Annotated in this window: 15 protein-coding genes; 13 read left to right on the forward strand and 2 right to left on the reverse strand. The window is 37.4% G+C overall.

Features of this window, described 5'->3' with window-relative positions:
- The first annotated feature begins 10 nt into the window (after nt 1-10).
- The 8 genes from H3T48_RS07285 to H3T48_RS07320 all read left to right on the forward strand — a co-directional run bounded on the left by H3T48_RS07285 (nt 11) and on the right by H3T48_RS07320 (nt 11,769).
- Complete coding sequence (locus tag H3T48_RS07285) at nt 11-1,513, forward strand: FAD-dependent oxidoreductase (protein ID WP_198189017.1); 1,503 nt, start codon at nt 11-13, stop codon at nt 1,511-1,513.
- Between the two features lie 249 nt (nt 1,514-1,762).
- Nucleotides 1,763-3,073, forward strand: coding sequence for an extracellular solute-binding protein (locus H3T48_RS07290; RefSeq protein WP_198189018.1), 1,311 nt, complete (start codon nt 1,763-1,765; stop codon nt 3,071-3,073).
- Nucleotides 3,074-3,211: 138 nt separating this feature from the next.
- A complete protein-coding gene (locus tag H3T48_RS07295) occupies nt 3,212-4,129 on the forward strand; it encodes a magnesium transporter CorA family protein (RefSeq protein ID WP_074426120.1) in 918 nt (305 codons plus the stop codon).
- A 13-nt stretch (nt 4,130-4,142) separates the two neighbouring features.
- A complete protein-coding gene (locus tag H3T48_RS07300; RefSeq protein WP_198189019.1) occupies nt 4,143-5,072 on the forward strand; it encodes a serine hydrolase in 930 nt (309 codons plus the stop codon).
- A 186-nt stretch (nt 5,073-5,258) separates the two neighbouring features.
- Nucleotides 5,259-5,822 (forward strand): TetR/AcrR family transcriptional regulator, encoded by a 564-nt coding sequence (locus tag H3T48_RS07305; RefSeq protein WP_046306049.1) that lies wholly within the window; start codon nt 5,259-5,261, stop codon nt 5,820-5,822.
- A gap of 14 nt (nt 5,823-5,836) precedes the next feature.
- The gene (locus H3T48_RS07310; protein ID WP_198189020.1) at nt 5,837-8,785 is read left to right on the forward strand and encodes an MMPL family transporter; all 2,949 of its coding nucleotides are present in this window, start codon (nt 5,837-5,839) and stop codon (nt 8,783-8,785) included.
- A 296-nt stretch (nt 8,786-9,081) separates the two neighbouring features.
- Nucleotides 9,082-10,638: an ATP-binding cassette domain-containing protein gene (locus H3T48_RS07315; RefSeq protein ID WP_198189021.1), complete on the forward strand. Its 1,557-nt coding sequence runs from the start codon at nt 9,082-9,084 to the stop codon at nt 10,636-10,638.
- A gap of 96 nt (nt 10,639-10,734) precedes the next feature.
- Entirely contained in the window at nt 10,735-11,769 is a 1,035-nt protein-coding gene (locus H3T48_RS07320) for a zinc ribbon domain-containing protein (protein ID WP_198189022.1), read from the forward strand.
- Nucleotides 11,770-11,818: 49 nt separating this feature from the next.
- Here H3T48_RS07320 and H3T48_RS07325 read toward each other — a convergent pair whose 3' ends face one another.
- Together H3T48_RS07325 and H3T48_RS07330 are read right to left on the reverse strand one after the other, a co-directional pair.
- Nucleotides 11,819-13,195, reverse strand: a complete 1,377-nt coding sequence (locus H3T48_RS07325; protein WP_198189023.1) for an NAD-dependent succinate-semialdehyde dehydrogenase — start codon at nt 13,193-13,195, stop codon at nt 11,819-11,821.
- Nucleotides 13,196-13,309: 114 nt separating this feature from the next.
- A complete protein-coding gene (locus tag H3T48_RS07330; RefSeq protein ID WP_198189024.1) occupies nt 13,310-14,098 on the reverse strand; it encodes an alpha/beta hydrolase in 789 nt (262 codons plus the stop codon).
- 242 nt (nt 14,099-14,340) lie between these two features.
- Between H3T48_RS07330 and H3T48_RS07335 the strand changes: the two genes are divergently transcribed.
- The 5 genes from H3T48_RS07335 to serS all read left to right on the forward strand — a co-directional run bounded on the left by H3T48_RS07335 (nt 14,341) and on the right by serS (nt 20,011).
- Nucleotides 14,341-14,946, forward strand: a complete 606-nt coding sequence (locus tag H3T48_RS07335) for a TVP38/TMEM64 family protein (protein WP_187158478.1) — start codon at nt 14,341-14,343, stop codon at nt 14,944-14,946.
- Complete coding sequence (locus tag H3T48_RS07340; RefSeq protein WP_198189025.1) at nt 14,946-15,473, forward strand: GNAT family N-acetyltransferase; 528 nt, start codon at nt 14,946-14,948, stop codon at nt 15,471-15,473. The genes H3T48_RS07335 and H3T48_RS07340 overlap by 1 nt, the downstream gene beginning before the upstream one ends.
- Before the next feature lie 197 nt (nt 15,474-15,670).
- A complete protein-coding gene (locus H3T48_RS07345; protein WP_198189026.1) occupies nt 15,671-17,314 on the forward strand; it encodes a malolactic enzyme in 1,644 nt (547 codons plus the stop codon).
- Nucleotides 17,315-17,320: 6 nt separating this feature from the next.
- Nucleotides 17,321-18,286 carry an AEC family transporter gene (locus H3T48_RS07350; RefSeq protein ID WP_198189027.1) on the forward strand — a complete coding sequence of 322 codons (966 nt, stop codon included), beginning with the start codon at nt 17,321-17,323 and terminating at the stop codon, nt 18,284-18,286.
- Between the two features lie 417 nt (nt 18,287-18,703).
- Nucleotides 18,704-20,011, forward strand: a complete 1,308-nt coding sequence (gene serS, locus H3T48_RS07355) for a serine--tRNA ligase (protein ID WP_122034297.1) — start codon at nt 18,704-18,706, stop codon at nt 20,009-20,011.
- Nucleotides 20,012-20,369 lie beyond the last annotated feature (358 nt).

The following is a 20,369-nucleotide window of genomic DNA, read 5'->3' on the forward strand; positions in this document are numbered from 1 at the left end:
AAGTATTTTTATGAACAACCAAGAATATGATGTAATCGTTGTTGGTGCAAGTAACGCTGGTGGGATGGCCGCTGCGGCTGCTGCCGAAAAAGGTGCCAAGGTTTTGGTCATTGATAAAATGGGCAGTGCTGGCTATTTATACCGCGAAACGATTGCTGCAATTCACAGTAAAGCACAAGAGAAGGCCGGTGTTGAAATCGACCGTAACGAATTAGTTAACTTTATTTCTACTTTTAACCAAGGAAACGTTGATCAGCGTCTATTAAACGTTTGGGCAGACAACAGTTCAGAAATGGTTGATTGGCTCGATGATGAAGTTTTACAACCCCATGGTGCATACATTAAGGCAACGCCAGATGCGCATTACGAAACTGAACGTAACCGTGCCTTTCCTACAGGAAACGAAGCAACTGCTCCTGACGGTAAGTACTGGCAAATGGGTTACGGTAATTGGGTAATTGCTAAGGCAGAAGAGCTTGGCGCAAAATTTGCTTGGCACACAAAGCTAGAAGAGCTAATTGTTGAAAATGGTCGGGTTGTCGGTTTAGTTGCCAAAAACATGAAATCCAAGAAAACTTCAACTTTTAGAGCGCGTAAAGGCGTAATCCTATGTACTGGTGGTTACGGCTCTAACCAAGCGCTAATGCAAAAATGGAATCCACTTGGCTTAAAGACAAACGTTTATACCGATAGTCAAAGAGACGATGGCTCAGGAATTGTAGCTGCTTTGAAAGTAGGCGCCGCTAAAGATGAAGAACCTGCTTCAATTGTGTTCAACCGTGGTGCAGTTCCAGTTGGAACAAATGCGGAAGACTTCTATGAAGTTGACTTGACTCCTCCTGATGATCCAGGTTACTTATGGCTAGGTTCCTATCCAATGCTAAAAGTTAACTTAAATGGTGAACGCTTCTTTAACGAAAGTGCACCGTATCAATTCCAAATGACAGCTGCTTCAAAACAGCCTGGTTACTTAAGTGCAATGATCTGGACAGAAGAAACAATGAGTGATGAAAGCCTCAAACAATACCATACATTGGGTTGTTCAAGATTAGGTTTCCCAGGAATCTTTACTGGAGAAGAAGCACGTAAAGAAGTAAATGATCGTTTGAACGAAGGCTTAGTTCAAAAGGCTGACACAATCGAAGAGCTGGCTGAAAAGTTAGGTTTACCAAAAGAAAACTTGCAAAAGACCGTTGACCGATACAATGAAATGGTAAGCAAAGGTCAAGATAGTGACTTTGGTAAAGAAAGCTATCGTTTAGAGCCAGTTAATAAGGCACCATATTATGGGGCGATTGTTGGGGGCAGATTATTAGCTACACTCGATGGACTGCGAGTTAACACTAAGATGCAAGTAATCAACAAGCAAGACAAGGTAATTGAAGGCTTGTATGCAGCTGGTAACTGTTCTGGCGGTTTCTTCTGGGGTATCTACCCAGACCATGTTCCTGGCTTAACTGCTAGTCATGCTCTAACTTTTGGCCGCTTAGCCGGTAAATACGCGGCAGAATAGAAATTTGCGAGACTCGTCCTTTTAGGGCGAGTCTTTTTTATTGCCAAAATTGATCAAGTAGAACAAAAAAATATCATTAGCAAGTTTATCGCTTCAAAAACGAACTTTAATTGCAAAAATAGATTAATATTGAGATAAAAGCGAATGTTTTTGTTGTAATCTTTCTTTTACTGCTATACAATAGACAAGAATAAAATAATTGACAAAAACTTGTTGATTAATCATCGATTTTTGGAGGAAAAATCAAAAATGAATTTTGGTAAAAAACTTGCAGCATTAGCTGTAGCCGGATTAGCTTTAGTAGGTACTGCTGCTTGTTCGAATGGTGGCTCGTCGTCATCTTCAACTTCTGACACAAATAAGATACCAAAGGTAACCAAGAAAACGACTGTTGTTTTCTGGCATGGGATGCAAGGTCAGCAAGAAACTACATTAAAGAAACTTGCTAAAGAATTTGAAGCTAAAAATTCTAATATTAAAATTAAGCTTGAACAACAAGGCGATTATGACAATTTGCAGGCTAAGTTGAATTCTACAATGCAGTCACCAAAGAACTTGCCAACAATTACCCAGGCATATCCTGGTTGGCTTCAAAGTGCCGCTAAGAACAAGATGTTAGTAAACCTAACTCCTTACATTAATAACAAAGAAGTCGGTTGGGGAAGCGTTGCTGCATCAGAAATTAAGCAAGGGATGCTTGACGGCGCCAAAATTAATGGCACACAATACGGTATTCCATTTAACAAGTCAATCGAAGTTTTGATTTACAATCCGGACATGTTGAAGAAGTACGGTATCACTAAAGTACCTTCAACTAATGCTGAATTAAAGCAGGCAGCACAAACAATTTACCAAAAGAGCGATCACAAGGTTGTAGGTGCAGGCTTTGATAACCTTAACAACTACTACGTATTAGGGATGAAAAATGAAGGCCAAAACTTCTCCAGCAAGGTTGATTTTACTGGCAAGGAATCTTCACGCGTTTTAGACTACTTTGTAAAAGGTGAAAAGGCAGGCTACTTCAGAATGCCAGGTTCTGATAAGTACCTATATGTACCATTCACTAACCAAAAGTTAGCAATGTTTGTTACTTCATCATCAACAGAAACATGGATTAAGCAAGCAGCTAAGAAGGGCTTTAAATATGAAGTAGCTGCTCGTCCTGGTAAGTACACAATGCAACAAGGGACTGACATCTACATGTTTAGCCATGCTAGTGCAATGGAAAAAGCCGCTGCATTCAAATTTATGAAGTTCCTATCATCTAAGGAAAACCAAATTAAGTGGGCCAAAGAAACCGGCTATATTCCAGTTAATGAGGACGCCACGAAGTCAGCTGAATATAAAGAAAATAAAGAATTTAAGTTACCTGCTAAGTTAGAGGATATTCTGTCAACTAACTCATTATACAGTGTGCCTGTAATTAAAAATTCTAATGCAGTATTTAGCCAATTAAATCCAATTATGCAATCAATTTTATCTGCTGCACAAAAGGACCGTAATGTTAATAGTGCAATTAAAACAGGTAAGACAAAATTTGATGCTGCATGGAAGCAATAAAAAATATAAATAATTAAAAAAGTGGGCTTTTTAGCCTGCTTTTTTAGTTGTCGTTTTGCAAAGGAATGGTAAGATAAGATAAGCAAATCAATAGCTTTCATTATAACTAGAAAGCTAACCAATCTAAGGATGGGGAAAATGATCAAAGAGCAAAGATTTCCGGTAGAAACTAAGTATAAGTGGTATGATATCAGCAATTTGAGTGAAGAAGATAGTAACAAACTGCAAGATGATTTTAATTTCACGCCCGATATGATCTCTTATATTTCCGACCGTCATGAACGTCCGCACTACGATTATGACACCCATACCCATATTCACTTGCTTGTTTATGATGTGCCCATTTGGCCGACACAAACCATCAAGCATTTTACGGCTCACCCGGTAACTTTTTTAGTATCCGGAGAAAACATTTTTACCTTCCATACAGAATCAACTAGTTATGTGTTTGACGAGTTTAATGACCGTGCAATGAGACGCGAATTATCATTAGCACAAGATGTAACCGAATTGTTGATGAAATTTTTGCTGTTTTTATCGCAGTATTTCCAACGTGCAGTTACGCAGCTAGATGTTCAGCGCAATACTTTGGATCAAAAATTGTCTGGTGATATCGACAATAGGGACTTGGTTGAATTATCTAATATTGAAAAAAGTTTGGTTTACTTATCTAGTTCAATCCAAACCAATTTGATGATGCTTCACAGTTTGAAGCTTTCAGAACTTGATTTTACCAAACCTGCTCGTGAGCGCTTAGATGATGTTTTAATTGAGTCTAATCAGTCCGCAGAAATGGTCAAAATTTCGCAGCAGGTTACGCAAACTTTGTCTGCGACATCCAATAATATGATGAACAATAATCTGAATGATACGATGAAGTTTTTGACAGTTTGGTCTTTGGTTCTGACTATCCCCACTATCCTAACGGGTTTTTACGGCATGAACGTAAGTTTACCTGTAGGTCATAGTTCAACTGATTGGATTTTTATTTCACTGATTGGAATTGTTTTAATGCTTTGGCTGATCATCTTGATGAAACGACACCACTTCTTTTAATTGAGGTAGATATATGAAAAACAAGGTCATTATTGGCTCACTAATTACTACGCTACTTGCTTTTATGCTCTATTCGCTAAATTTAAGGCGGGTACAAAATACAAGCGTTGAAATTGTGGGGCAAAGCCAAAGTGTTAAAAAAGAGCACGGCAAGGGTAAGCTGCCACATGAACCAAAAGTTGCTGAAGTAGAATATCCGACTCATGTTCAAATTGCCTCAGGTAGTGATCAGACTTGGGCCAAGCAGATCGAGACGCTAATGGGAAAGGATCAGAGCTACCAAGTTGCAGTTCAGGACCTTAATTCTGGTAAGTTTGCACGCGTAGCAAATACCACTAAAGCACATGGTGTTACTGGAACTGGGCGCCTATTTTTACTAGCAGCAGTTTTTTACCAAGAAGAACACGGCAAGCTTACCAGTCATTCGGCAATCAAAGTTAAAAAGTCAGACCGCGCTAAAGGCGAAAAAGCTTTGCAGCCTGGAATAGCTTATGGAACAACTTTTTTAAGGCAGACTTTGATGCAGGGGAATAAAACCGCAGGAAATGTTTTACTACGCAAGGTTAAACCGCAAAAAGTTAATGCTATGGCTAAAAAAATGGGAGCTGATTCCACTAAATTTAGCAAAAAATATACAACCAACCCATTAGCTCAAACAACGGCAAGCGATTTGGTCGCCGTAATGGATGACTTGTACAAAAATAAAACACTAAGTCGTCAGTATTCTAATTTAACACTTGGATCATTGAATCAAAATGCGACAGGACAAAAACCAAAATTAGTACAAAAGGTTCATGGTGCGACTGTATATGCGATTGGTGACGATCGGTCTAGTGTTGCTATTATTGAAAATAATGGTCAAGCATACTGTGTAGCCGTGTGGAGCAATTCAAATAAAAAGTTTGCTAAACTCGGACAAGTCGTCAATAATTTCTTTAAATAGATAAAATAAATTTAAAAATGCCTTAAGAGCTAACTTGCTTTTGAGGTATTTTTAATGCAGAAATACTGTTAAATCAAGATTTTAGTCAATTTGGAAATTTTTTTGAATTAATCTACAGTCTGTAGATTGTATTCTGCGGTTTGTAGTGTTATATTGTTTCCTATGCTGTCAGAGGGAGGGATGAAGTTGGTTAAAAAAAGAAGCCTTGATCTTGATAAAGTGATTGCTAAGGCAACAGAAATGATTGGTCAAAAAGGATTATCGGCAACAACGCTGCCTAGCTTAGCTAAGGAGCTTGGTGTTCGCTCGCAATCTCTTTACCACTATGTTTCTGGTCGTAAGCAATTATTATCACTTGTTGGTGCAAGTAGGATTAAAATTCTAAGTAAACAGTTAGTTGACAATCTGATTGGACTTTCAGGTAAAGAGGCATTATTTAAATTTGCAGATATCGTTCGCAATTTTATTTTGAACGATCCTGCATTGTTTAGCATTCTTTATCACCTCAATGAGTATAAGCCGGAAGATGCAATTACTAAGGAAATCATGAACGTAATTGCATTTGCTGACAAACTGAATTTAAGAAGCGACAGCACTGTTTCGCTTCATTCCTTAATTGGCGCTGTTTTGGGTTATATCTTTTTAGATGTGTCCGCGTCGATTGAGGGTGAAACCAGTACCGAGGCTGATCAAGGCTACCATGATATGATTATCAAACTGGTCCAGCCGAAAAATATTTTGGAAGAATAGAGAGGAAAAACAAAGTGCAAAAATTATTTAAAAATCATATTTTTTCATTTATTGCATGGGTTTTAATTCTGATTATTTCTGTTGTGGCACTGCCAGACGTTACTGGGTTAACGCGTGAGCACTCAAACATTTCCTTACCACAGGATGTTCAAAGTGAGGTCGCACAATCAATTCAAAATGATTGGGGACCTAAACAAAAGAACACTTATCAAATTGCAGTTGTTTTTAATAAGAAAAACGGCAAATTAACTGCAGACGATAAGAATGCAATTAATGACACAATTGATCGCATTAAAGAAAATCAGGATAAATACGGTATTAAGATGGTCTTAGCACCAGACGATAATATCGCTACCAAGAAGCAACTACAGTCAAAAGATAAGACTACTTGGATTTTACAAGTTAATGTTGCGAAAAAACATGCTCCAATTAATGAAGTAGAGCAGGAATTAACTAAGGCCGTTAAAACTGCAGGTATCAGAACTTATGTTACTGGTGCAGATGTTTTACAGAACGCTTTCTCGAACTCAATTCAAGAGGGAATTAAAAAGACTGAAGTCATTACCATTGTCTTCATTTTCATTGTTCTAGTAATTGTCTTTAAGTCACCAATCGTGCCACTAATTTCTTTGTTAACAGTTGGTGTATCATTTATCACTGCTTTCTCGATTGTTACCAATCTAGTTAAGTATCAAAACTTCCCATTTTCAAACTTTACACAAGTCTTTATGATCATTGTGTTGTTCGGAATCGGAACGGATTACAACATCTTACTGTATGATAAATTCAAGGAAAATCTGGGTAATGGGCTTGATCGCTATGGTGCGATGAAGGATGCACTTAAGGTAGCAGGTAAGACAATCTTGTATTCAGGATCATCGATCTTAATTGGTTTTTCAGCTCTTAGCTTAGCTAAATTCTCAATTTACCAATCTGCAGTCGGCGTTGCAGTTGGTGTTGCTATCCTACTGGTTGTTTTGTTAACACTAAACCCATTCTTCATGGCTGTTTTAGGTGAAAAAATGTTCTGGCCAGTTAAGAAATTTACTGGTGAACATGAGGATAAGCTCTGGCATGGTATCTCTAAGAGTACTATGGCTCATCCAATTATCTATTTAGTCGTTTTAGCAGTTGTGGTAACACCATTTGCTTTAATGTACTCAGGTCATCTTAATTATGATGATACTGATGAAATTGATAATGCTACCCCTGCAAAGGCTGGGATGCTTGTAGTTGAAAAGCATTTCTCCAAGGGGATGGCAGAACCATCAACTCTTTATATTAAGAGTGACCACAGATTAGACAATGAGGCAGATTTAAGACTGCTTGATCAACTTACTAGACAAATTCAATCTTCTGGGGATGTTTCTCTAGTAACTTCTGTTACTCAACCATACGGAGAACGAATTAATCAGCTCTATGTTAACAACCAATTAAACACAGTTAATAAGGGCGTCGACCAAGCTCGTGCTGGGTTAAGCAAATTAAGTAAAGCAAGTAAGCAATTATCAACTGGTGCAAGTCAGTTAGCTAGCGGAACAAGCCAGTTACAAAATGGTACTGGACAGCTCCAAAGCGGTACTGGCCAACTTCAAAGTGGTGCGGGTCAACTGCAAGGTGGTGCAGGAAGACTCCAAAGTGGTACGCAACAAATGACCAGCGGCTTGAATCAACTTAATTCTCAATTAGCAGCTGGCTCTCAAGGTATCGCATCAGCTCAAGCCAATACTAAGGCAGCCTTAGAAAAGAGTTACAAGGCTAACTTGGCTCAAAGTATGAATAGCATTCCTGGCTTGACACCACAACAAAAGATGGCGGCAATGCAAGCAGCAGGTGCTGCACTTGAAAAATCATGGGCACAAGCTTCTGCTTCAATGCCAAATGTTTCTGGTCAGATGGGTCAATTACAATCAGGTGTTGGTAGACTAGCTTCTGCTTCAGGTCAACTAAGTAGTGGTGCATCCACTTTAAATGGTGGAATAGGTCAACTTAATTCTAGTCTTGGTCAATTGAATTCAAGCGTAGGTCAACTGAACTCAAGTGTAGGAAAATTGAATTCCGGTGCAGGTCAGTTGGCAGATAATACTCCTAAGTTAACTTCTGGTTTAGATGAAGTTAACAGTGGCTTGGGCCAAGGTGGAGCTTATCTTACCGGACTTGCTAGTTCATCAGCAGCAGATAGCTTCTATATTCCTAAGGAATTTATCAAGAATGACATGTTCCAAACCTCGGTTAAGAACTATCTAAGCCCTGATAAAAAATCAGCAATGATCATGATTGTCTTTAGTTCAAACCCAAGTAGCACCAAGGCAACCAAGAAGGCGCAAGACTTAAGCTTAATGGCTAAAAAGTCTTTAGCAGGTACAAGACTTGATAAAGCAACTATCGCAATGGGTGGAGAAAGCTCAAACATTGCTGATATTAAGGATATTGCCAACAAGGACTTTATCAGAACAGCCGCAATTATGTTGATTGGTATCGGAATCGCATTGATTTTCGTTACTCGTTCATTATTGCAACCTCTATATATTTTGGGTACATTACTTATTGCGTACTTCTGCTCATTATCAATTACTGAATGGGTAGTTAAGGCAACAATGGGCAAAGACATGTTAACTTGGAATACACCATTCTTTGGCTTTATTTTGTTAATTGCCTTAGGTGTAGACTATAGTATCTTCTTGATGACGCGTTATCGTGCAATTGAGGGAGGCAAGCCGAGTGAACGAATGCTTAAAGCTTGTGGTATTATCGGAACGGTTGTTGTTTCAGCTGCAATTATTTTAGGTGGTACCTTCGCTGCATTGATTCCATCAGGTATTCCAACTTTAATTGAAGTTGCTTTAACTGTAATTATCGGATTAATTATTTTAGTCTTCATTATGCCAATCACGCTATCTGCAGCAGTTAAGCTGACTTATGAAGGCGTGCAGTGGAATAAGAGTAAACGAGTTAAACAATAGAATTTTAAAAGATTGAATTGCTCATTTTGAGTGTTCAATCTTTTTTTGTATATTTAGACTAGCTTTACAAAACTTTTAAGATAAGCTAGAATAACGCTAATTAACTTATTAACAGAATTATGAGGAGAACTGAAATGTCAAGAGATGTAAATAATCAATAAAGCTCTACAGATAGCTAAATAATTAAATCACTTTTCAAACAGGAAAATTAATTATCAGCTCAACGTGGGGCGAGGCAAGATATTAATTTGGCAAAAAGCAAATTAATAGCGTACTTACACATTGAGGTGTTTAAAGTGGAATTAATTAAAATAGATCATTTACAAATTGACGTTGCAGCTACCAAATTACTTGAAATTGACAGTTTAAATGTTACTTCAGGTCAAAAAATCGGTTTAATTGGAGACAACGGAGTTGGCAAAACTACTCTAGTTAACATACTTGCTCAACAAGATATGACCGATTCATTTACAATTAAAGGCAAAATTACCAGAAATTGTAATTTTGCTTATGTTCCCCAATTGCTCGATGCAAAGGACAAGAGCGGTGGACAACGAGAAAAATTGGCGATTGAACTAGCAATTGCTAAATTAAAAAATATGTCCAATGGTTTATTATTGTTGGACGAACCAACTTCTAATTTGGACGTTAAACAGCAAAAATGGTTGGTTCAATTACTACAAAAAAGCAAGATTGCGTGTTTAATAGTTAGTCATGATCAAAATTTTCTAAGTCAAATTTGCAATAATCTTTGGTACATTCAAAAGCAAAAGGTCAGCGGTTTTACAGGAACATATTCTGAATTTCAACAGTTTCAAGCTGATAAGCGGCACTTTCTTGAAAAAGAGTATGAACAACAAAAAAAACGTGTTAATCAATTGCAAGTTAGTTCCAATCAGAAACTCAATAAGGCAAGAACTTTTAATAAGAATAAAAAAGGTCTGTCGCCGTCTGATTGGCGGTCGAAATCAATGGGTAAGCAAAGAGCCAAGAATAGCGTCATTAAGGCTAGTAAAAACCTGACTAATAAACTTAACCGAGAGAAAGCTAAGCTCGAAAAGCCACGGTTTCGGCGTCCTATTACATTTAAAAATGGAACAGAAAAGCAGGCTATTGCAGATATCAGTAATGATAAAGCAATTAGACTAACTAAGCAGAAAGTTCAGGCTTTTAAGCGTAATCTCTTTACCATTGACAATGAAATTAACATAGATTTCCAAACAAAAGTGTTATTGGCTGGCCAAAATGGAGTAGGCAAAACCGTCTTTTTAAAACAAATTAAGCATCGGGAACTAGTGGGTTATTATAGCCCCAAATTAAAAATTGGCTATTTTGATCAGAATATTTGTGTAAAACAAACTGATCAAACATTGATTGCATCGCTTAATGAAACCAGTATGTTTGATGACAGTTCAACAATGCAGATTCTAGGTGATTTGCACTTGAAGCAGTTTGCACAACAAAAGATTAGTAGTTTAAGCGGTGGACAGCTGGTCTGCTTTAATTTAGCTAAGATCATTACCGGGCAATATAATTTGCTGCTATTAGACGAGCCAACTAACTTTTTGGATATTGGGTCAATTAACGCATTAGCCGAATTCATCACAAATTATCCATTTGCAATTATTTTGGTATCTCATGACCAAGCATTTGTTAATCAAATTAAGCTGAAAGAGTGGCAGATTAAGAGTAAAAAATTGCTGGTTGCTGAACCACCAGTTAATGAAAATGAGAAAAGCAACGCAAATGAACTTGAATTGCTTAAGTTTAAATTGGATAGCTTAATGCTGTCACCTAATGCAACAATTGCGGAAATCAAAGAACTTAAAGCAAAAATTGAAGATTTACAATGATTTTTCATTAAAAAGAGTGATAAAGAAATTTTCTTTATCACCTTTTTTGTTTTATGATTAGTGTATTAATTTAACTACAAGCAAAGGATGTTTTTTATGACTACTTGTCCAAATTGCGGGCGGAAAATCTCAGCAGAGGATACGATTTGTCCTAATTGTCACTTCAATGTGCAAAAATATCGTGATCTCTTTTTTGCTGATGCCCCCCACGAACCTCAAAATAAAGAAAACCAGGAAGCAGAACGAACTGTTACGAGAAGAGAAGACTACCGCCAAGAGTTTTACCCTAAAAAGCAAAATATAATTGTTGCAAGGATGCTGGATTGGATTCGTGCTAACAGTATGATTGTTTTGTTATTAGGTATTTTATTGCTACTGATTATGAGTTTTTCTCGTAGTATCGGATGGATTTGCTTTTTTGCATTATTTATCTGGCTCTATGTGGTATGCGTGCGAACAAACAAAATAGAACGCTATACAGTGGATAAGCGGTTAACTGAAAAGGTCAATCAACTTGGCTCTAATATGTTCAATAATGTTGATGAGTCTAAGGAAAAAGTTAAGTCTAAAAGAAAAGGTAAAGAGCCTTCCAAGGGCGAAAAGCGAGTGGAAGAAGAAGTTGCAACAGTCAAAAAGCACTTTAACTATACCCAACTGCTAGTCATTTTAATGGCAATTATTAATCTAATTGTTTTATTTACTGGTTCTGGTGCTTCCGTTTCTGACATTTCATATACAGGTAAAATGTCAATTACACGTGTTTTATTTGGACTGGCTGGACGCTTATTTTCATCAAGTAGCACTTTAGTGCCAGGAATCGAAGTCTGTGTAATCTGGCTATTGATTTTCCTATTCCCAATTGTAATTACTTATAATACGCTGAAGGACACAAAAAAGAATTGCAGTATTGCATTTTCTTTGTCGATAATTGAGTCACTTTTCCTCATTTACTTAATTTTCCGCTTATCAAATACCACACTTTCAAATACAGGCTTCTTGAAGAATATTACTAGTCAATTACTTTTATATGCTGTTTCGATAGGTGCTTCGACCTATTTCTTGATTTTATCCAGCATTATGACGACAATTTTATTAGGCTACAACCTGTACAAAAAATATAAGCAAAAGTAACAAAAAAGCTGGACAGCTATGAAGTCCAGCTTTTTTTATTTATAAAAGATTATTCCGTTGGCATATCAATTACCAAGTGTTCGTTGACAAATGCCATCATACCTAAATCACTCAATTCACGGCCATAACCCGATTTTTTAATTCCACCAAAAGGTAATTCTCCGGAGCTAATCCAGGTTCCGTTAATAACGGTCATTCCAGTCTCAATTTGAGCTGCAACTTCCTGTGCATGTTTAACATCTGCACTGATGACGGATGAACCTAGACCATAGCTTGAATCATTGGCAAGTGTAATGGCCTCGTCTTCGTCTTCTACTTCGTAAACAATTGCAACTGGGCCGAAGAATTCTTGGTCATAAGCTGGGTTATTTTTATCAACATCCGTTAAAATAATTGGTCTGAAAAATGCTCCATCAGAATTAATCTCAGGATATTCGTAGAAAACCTTTGCGCCAGCGTCAATGGCTTCGTCAACTTGCTTACTTAATTTATCCCTTGATCTAGCTGAATTCATTGGTGGCAATGTCGTGCTAGCGTCGAGTGGGTCACCCGCTTTTAAGACTGAAAAAGCATTTTTGAGTTCATGCAAAACTTCATCATAGCGTGATTTAACCACAATAATACGTTTAGATGAAGTACATACTTGACCGTCGTTATACGTTCTAGCAGAACTTAAGGCTTTCTTCAAAACTAATGGATCCGCATCATCTAAAACAATGAAGGCATCGTTACCGCCAAGTTCCATAGTTGATTTCTTTAGGTTCTTTCCGGCATTTTCTGCAACAGAAGCCCCGCCACGCTCTGAACCAGTTAGTGCAACACCCTGTACACGAGGGTCAGCAATAATTTGGTCAAGTTGATCGTAACTAGGGTAAAGGTTAATGAGGCTACCTTCAGGTGCACCGGACTGTTTAATTATTTTGGCAGTTAATGCGGCAGAACCAGGAACATTATGTGCGTGCTTTAATAAAATTGGATTACCGACAATAAAGTTTGGTGCAAAAACACGAATGACTTGATAAAGCGGGAAGTTCCAAGGTTCACAAGCCATAATTACACCTGTAGCTTGCTTAAGATAATAAGCATTACCCAAGTTTGATTCAATCGGTTGTGGTTTAAGCATCTGCGGACCGTGATCAGCGTAATAATCGCAAATTGATGCGCATAGTTCAACTTCTCCTTTGGATTCGTTGATCATTTTGCCCATTTCTAGAGTCATTATTTTAGCCATTTCTTCCTCATTTTGACGGAAGCCATCGGCAACTTGGTGTAAAATTTCAGCGCGACTTTCTGGAGTCTCGTGACGCCATTTATGATAAAGTGCATCTGCCAAGTTGATTGCATCTTCAATTTGACTAGCTGTTGGATTATCGTAACTGGCAAAAGTTTCATTGGTATATGGATTGACTGATTGATATTTAGCCATATTAATTCTCCTTAAAAGATACTTTTCTACGTTACAAATAGATAAACTCTATTATAAACCGTTTTCAATAAAAAGTTGCACTAGCTACTAATTTTAACTTTTAATTAACCGGTATTACTGCTGATTATTCTCTAAACTGTTTTCGAGATAAGCTAAAGAAAAATTAATGTACTCGCTGGCATACGCCATTGCATGACGTTTACCAGGAATTAATTTGAGTTCAATCCCAAGATTTTGACTGGCTAAAGAGTTAATAAAAGCAAGCAGATATTTAGTTGGTGCTAATTCATCAGTTGAATTAATCATTAAAAGCTGATGGAGATTGTGGTAATCATATGACGCTGCATCGATTAGTTTGAGCGTGCTCATTTTTGGTGAACCGGCATAGGTTAAAGTGAAATACTTGTAAAATGAGTCATTGATTTCATTCAAGTCTTCTGTTCCAAAATCTTTATGAGCCTGAGGTGATGGCTTAACTGTGGGATGATCTTTCATCCAATTAGAGAATGAGACGGGCGCAGACCACGTAACGGTTGGAAAGCCATATTTTCCTGCCACTAGTAAGGCTAGCGTACCCCCACTGCTAACGCCAATTTGACTGATTTGTGTTCCTTCTGCGACATATTTACTGTTTAATAGCCATTTAACAAAATTAGTGCTGTCTTCATGTGCAGCAGGAAAAATTGCTTGAGGAGCAAGTGAATAATTAGGGGCAAAAACAAGAAAACCACGATTAGCTGCCATCAAACATAACTCTTTAAGATTGCTTTTATCGCCACGGAACCAACCGCCACCGTGCCAAAATAGCAAAATTTTAGTTTTTGCGTTGCCTTGAGGCAAATAAATATCTGTCGCTAATTGCTTTTGCTTATCGTAGATGATATCAGTTAAAATCTCAGTCATTATCTGTTTCCTCCCAATTACTTAGGCTACTATTTTATTATAGTTTAGATGGACTATACTTAAATAAAAGTTATTAGTACGTTTAATTTCTTCTTTTTAGTTTATCATTAAGTTACATGATGCAAATTTAAGTGCAATCTTTAAAAAAGTTAAAATATTTTAATTATTAAGTTAAATGACGTAAAAACTAATCATTAGACTAAGTTTTTTGGTAAAATGAGCCCTAATATTGGAGGTAAGCTATGCATCTGTCAGCTAAAACCAGTCGAAAATTAATTAATATCTTGACCGTTGTTAGCGGGATTATCATCATTTTATTATGTATTTACTGGTACAATTTAGGAATTTTTACTAGTCAAACAAAAATGAAAGCATATCTGGCTGATAAAAGAATTATTGGTCCGGTTATTTTTGTGCTAATCCAGATTATTCAAGTGGTTATTCCAATTATTCCAGGTGGAGTGTCTTTGCTAGGTGGAGTTGTGTTCTTTGGCCCTTTAGCAGGCTTTATTTATAACTACGTTGGGGTCTGTATCGGCTCGATTATCAATTTCTTCTTAGCCCGCTTTTATGGTAGGCCCTTTATTCTGCACATTGTGTCCGAAAAGACCCTTGATAAGTATATGAAATGGACTAAAAATCAGAATAAATTTAACTGGTTCTTTGCAATCTGTATAGTTGCGCCAATGGCTCCTGATGATGTTCTATGTTTATTAGCAGGATTGACAGACATGAAATTCTGGACATATTTCTGGATCATTATTTTAGGTAAACCATGGACAATCGCAGCTTATAGTTTCGCTTTAATGTTTGGGATGGACTGGCTTCTCAAGATTGTTGGTAAGTAATGAGTAGTCGGGTGTTTTTGAGACCCTTTCAAAATACTGATGCAGAAGTATTGTTAAAATGGGGTCAGGACGATTATTATAAGCAGCTAGCCGCTTTTCAGCACTATGACAATTTTGTCCAAGCAGAAGTTGCCGCTGGTCAATACGCTGCACGCAAGTATAGTTATGCGGTTTGTCTAATGCAAACAGAAGAAATAATCGGCTTGGTCGAACTATATGAACGAGGAACGAGCGAAAAAGAACTGCTAGATACCAAGGAAGTTGGCTTTCTACTTGATCGTGCGTTTGAAGGCCATGGTTATATGACAGAGGCGTTAACCTTACTATTTGATTTTGCATTTAAAAAGTTGCAACAAAGAGAAATTTGGGCCGGCACTTTTAAGCAGAACCTGCGTTCACAAAAATTGCTCAAGACGCTAGGTTTTGACTATGCTTATGCGGTTGACCTAAGTCAGATTAGTAATCTGTTCAAATACGAAGAAAAATATTACGTGTTGAAAAAAGCACAGTGGCTGAAAGATCATTAAACTTGAGTCTGGGAAATACTGTTTCCCAGACTTTTTTTGATAAAAATAGTTACGCTAACTAAAAAGCAGTAAATTGAGTCTGCAAAAAGTGTTAGTCCTCTTAAGTAAGCTAATTGTTTGAACTTGCTACATAAAGGGAATACCCTGAAAGTGTTAATAAATGAATATATTATTACACAGATGGGAGAGTGTCCAAAATGGATAAGATAGGTCAAACAAGATTAAATGATCCGTTTTTGAATCGTGGCACTGCTTATACCAAAGAGCAGCGTGAGCAATATCATTTAGAAGGAATGCTGCCGCCAAAACAGCAAACGCTTGAGGAACAAGCGCGTGAAGTTTATCTGCAATACCAAGAGAAAAAGACCAATTTGGAAAAACGCATTTTTCTCATGACTGTTTTTAATACAAATCGTGTTTTGTTTTTTAAAATCTTTAGTGAACACGTAACTGAGTTTATGCCCATTGTTTATGATCCGACAATTGCAGAGTCAATTGAAAATTATAGTCATTTGTTTGTTAATCCACAGAATGCCGCTTTTCTTTCTATTGATGAACCTGATCAAATTGAGGCTAGCCTGAAAAACGCGGCTGACGGACGAGACATCAAATTAATCGTAGTAACCGATGGTGAAGAAATTCTTGGAATAGGTGATTGGGGCACGCAAGGTGTCGACATTTCTGTTGGTAAGTTGATGGTTTATACTGCTGCGGCAGGTGTCGATCCAGCATGTGTTTTACCAGTAGTACTTGATGTTGGAACAAATAATGAGAAGCTGCTTAATGATTCGCTCTATCTAGGTAATCATCATCGGCGCATAAATGGCGAACCATATTATCAATTTGTTGATCGTTTTGTCCAGACGGCTGAAAAGCTCTTTCCTGGACTATACCTTCATTTTGAAGATTTTGGTCGTGACAATGCTGACAATTTGTTGAAACACTATCGCGGACAAATCCTAACTTTTAACGATGATATCCAAGGAACTGGTGTAATTGTTTTAGCGGGAATTTTAGGCGCGCTAAAAATCAGTGGGCAAAAGCTAACCGAGCAAAAATATGTTTGCTTTGGTGCCGGAACTGCTGGAACCGGGATTGTTGAACAAGTATATGCCGAAATGTTGCAAATGGGGATGAAACCAGATGAAGCACGCAAACATTTTTACCTAGTTGATAAACAGGGACTGCTATTTGAGGATACCCCTGATTTAACTCCTGCCCAGAAGCCTTTTGTTAGAAAAAAGGCTGAGTTTGCCCATCCGGAGCAACTAATAGATTTAAAGAGTGTTGTGCAAGCAGTACATCCAGACATTTTAGTCGGAACTTCGACTAGATCTGGTGCTTTTACGCAAGAAATTGTGACAGAAATGGCAGACCATACTGAGCGTCCGATTATTTTCCCACTGTCTAATCCGACACAGTTAGCTGAAGCAAAAGCCCAGGACTTGATTCAATGGACTAAGGGAAAAGCTTTGGTGGCAACCGGTATCCCAGCTGATCCAGTTGAATATCAAGGAACAAAATATGAAATTGGTCAGGCTAATAATGCATTAGTATATCCTGGACTTGGCCTAGGAGCATTAGCAGTCAATGCTAAGATTTTGAGTGATGAGATGATTAGTGTTGCTGCCCATTCTCTGGGTGGAATTGTTGATTCAAGTAAGCCGGGAGCCGCAGTTTTACCACCGGTTGAAAAATTAAACGTCTTTTCACAAACTGTGGCAAAAGCTGTAGCTAACCAAGCAATTAAAGACCACCTTAATCAAAACGATTATCAAGATGGTGAAGAAGCAGTGCAAGCTTTGCGCTGGTCTCCAGTTTATTCAGATGATTGGAAGTGAGAATAAATGCAAGCCTTTCTTACATCTTTGACTAGTGTTGTCGAACTTTTGTTAGTGATTGCATTAGGGTATTGGCTGCGTAGTAGTGGTAAGCTCGGTGACCAATTTAAAAGTAACATTTCGTATTTGATTATGAATATTGCTTTACCTGCTTCAATTTTTGTTTCGGTTTTAAAGTATCTAACGAGGGAAAAACTATTTGGCCTAACTGGTGGCCTGATTTATGCAATCATCTGTTTTGCCTTAAGCTATTTGTTTGCTTGGTTACTATGCAAAGTTTTACGAATCCGTAAAGGTAGGCGAGGGACATTTATTAATGCAATTACTAATGCCAATACGATTTTTATTGGATTACCATTAAATATTGCGCTGTTTGGTCAAAAAAGTATGCCGTATTTTTTGATTTACTACGTATTAAATACGGTTTCAACTTGGGCGATCGGTGTCTTCTTTATTTCCAGTGATGATCCAACTGTACAAAAACAGAAACAACAAAAGCTTAACTGGAAGAAATTATTACCAGCGCCACTAGTAGGTTTCTTAATTGCTTTGCTCTGCTTGCTAGTTGAAGTACCAATTCCAAGTTGGATTACTGCTGTTTTAGGCATGGTCGGTGGAATTGTAACACCAATGTCGTTAATTTATATTGGTATTATTTTGGCTGATGCTGGTTTAAAGTCTATTCACCTCGACCGTGATACAATTTGGGCTTTACTTGGTAGATTTGTATTAGTTCCAGCATTGATGATTATCTTAATTGTTGTTGGTGGAAGCTGGGGACCAGCATTAACGGGGCTAGCAAAGCAAACTTTGATAGTACAGTCTGCGACACCTGCTTTAGCAGTTTTACCGATTCTTGTAGGTGAATCGCACGGGGATGTACAATATGCAACTAATGTTGTAACAACTTCGACTGTATTGTTTGTGATTGTTGTTCCGCTCGTTTTAGAAATAACCCAAATGCTTTTGTAGTAAATAATGTTAAATAAAAGGAAACCCAAGTAATGCTTGGATTTCTTTTTTTGCAGGTAAGAATTAACTTGATGCTGCAATAAGTATATTGGTTTTATTTTGGTTAAAATGTAAATGTTCATATAATTAAAAATAGTATTTGCCAAACGGGTAGGAATGACTTAAAATAATTTCAAAACACGGAGTCCTAAGACTGATTCAGAGAGTTCGCATTTTGGTGTAAGCGAATAGAAGTCGTTTCCAGATTCCATTAATGTGGGTAATTAATAGTTACACGGCATTGCGGCACCGTTATCGCCAACTTAATGAAGTGCAACTGCGAAATTCGTAGTTGAAACTGGGTGGTACCGCGAAGCCATGTAGAGCCAATTCGTCCCAATTTGTGGGATGAATTGGCTTTTTTTGTGGAGGTAAACTATGTTAGATATTAAAGTGATTCGCGAGAATCTTGATTGGGCTAAGGACAAACTTAGTAGACGTGGCATTAAGCCTGAAGAACTCGATGAACTGGTAAAAATTGATGCTGATCGTCGTGAGGGCTTGAACCGTAGTGAACAATTAAAGGCAGAGCGTAACAAAGTTTCAAAGGAAATTGCTGAAAAGAAGAGAAACAAGGAAGATGCAACTCCTGCGATTGAAAAAATGCGTGAAGTTGGTCAAGAAATCAAAGAACTCGATGAAAAAGTTGCTGACTTGACCGAAAAGCAAAATTATATTTTGTTGAGATTGCCTAACTTCCCAGATGATTCAGACCCAATTGGCCCTGATGAAAGTTTCAATGAAGAAGTACGTAAGTGGCATGAACCTACTAAATTATCTTTTAAACCAAAAGCACATTGGGAATTAGGAACTGATTTAGACATTTTAGACTGGGATCGTGGTGCAAAAGTTTCTGGTGCACGTTTTGTTTACTATAAAGGTGCCGGTGCATTACTTGAACGTGCTGTATTTAACTTTTTCTTAGATGAAAATACTAAAGAAGGATATACAGAAGTAATTCCACCTTACTTAGTTAATGATGAATCAATGCAAGGCACGGGCCAATTCCCTAAATTCCGTGAAGATGTTTACACAATTGTAGATAATGATGATCCTGACAAGCCACTTGATTTAACTTTAATTCCAACTGCAGAAGTTCCATTAGTTAACTACTTCCGTGATGAAATTATTCATGAAGATCGGTTACCAATTAATGTAACTGCACTTTCTCCAGCATTTAGAAGTGAAGCAGGTTCAGCTGGTCGTGATACTCGTGGTTTAATCAGAATGCATGAATTCAGAAAGGTTGAAATGGTTAAAATCTGTAAGCCTGAAGAATCATGGAATGAACTTGATAAATTAACTAAGAATGCTGAACACTTATTACAAAAACTGAACTTGCCATACCATGTCGTTGCATTGTCAACTGGGGATGCAAGTTTTACTAGTGCAAAAACTTATGATCTAGAAGTATGGATGCCAGCTCAAGATAAGTACCGTGAAATCTCCAGTTGTTCAAACTGTACTGACTTCCAAGCACGCCGTGCCCAAATTCGTTATCGCGATGAAGATGGTAAATTGCACTTAGCTCACACATTAAACGGTTCAGGACTAGCAGTAGGTAGAACAGTTGCAGCAATTCTAGAAAACTACCAAAATGAAGACGGGACAGTAACAGTTCCTGAAGTATTAGTTCCTTATATGAATGGTAAAACAAAGATTACTAAGGAAGAAAGCTTAATCTAAATAACTTAAAAGGTCGATTTCGACCTTTTTTTATTGAAATTTTTTTGCCATAAAATTACAAAATCCAACCCAAAAATGAACAAATTACGAATATTCTATTTTAAAGTAAATATTATAATTAGAGATAATGATGATATTAGTAATTAGCTTAAACTAATTTTGATTTAGTACTCCACGAATACCGAACATAAAAAATTATTTGACGAGTTCTACCAATTGGAGTAAAGTATTATTTGTTCTTGACAAGGTGCTCGAAAGCACTGTTGGACAAAGAAAAAATCGAGCAAAACCAGTTGACAAAAGTTAGCAGGTTTAGTAAGATAACAAACGCTGCTAAGGCAAGCCGGCGATAAAGGTC

The organism is Lactobacillus sp. M0403 (genome assembly GCF_016101265.1).
Taxonomy (GTDB): Bacteria; Bacillota; Bacilli; order Lactobacillales; family Lactobacillaceae; genus Lactobacillus; species Lactobacillus apis.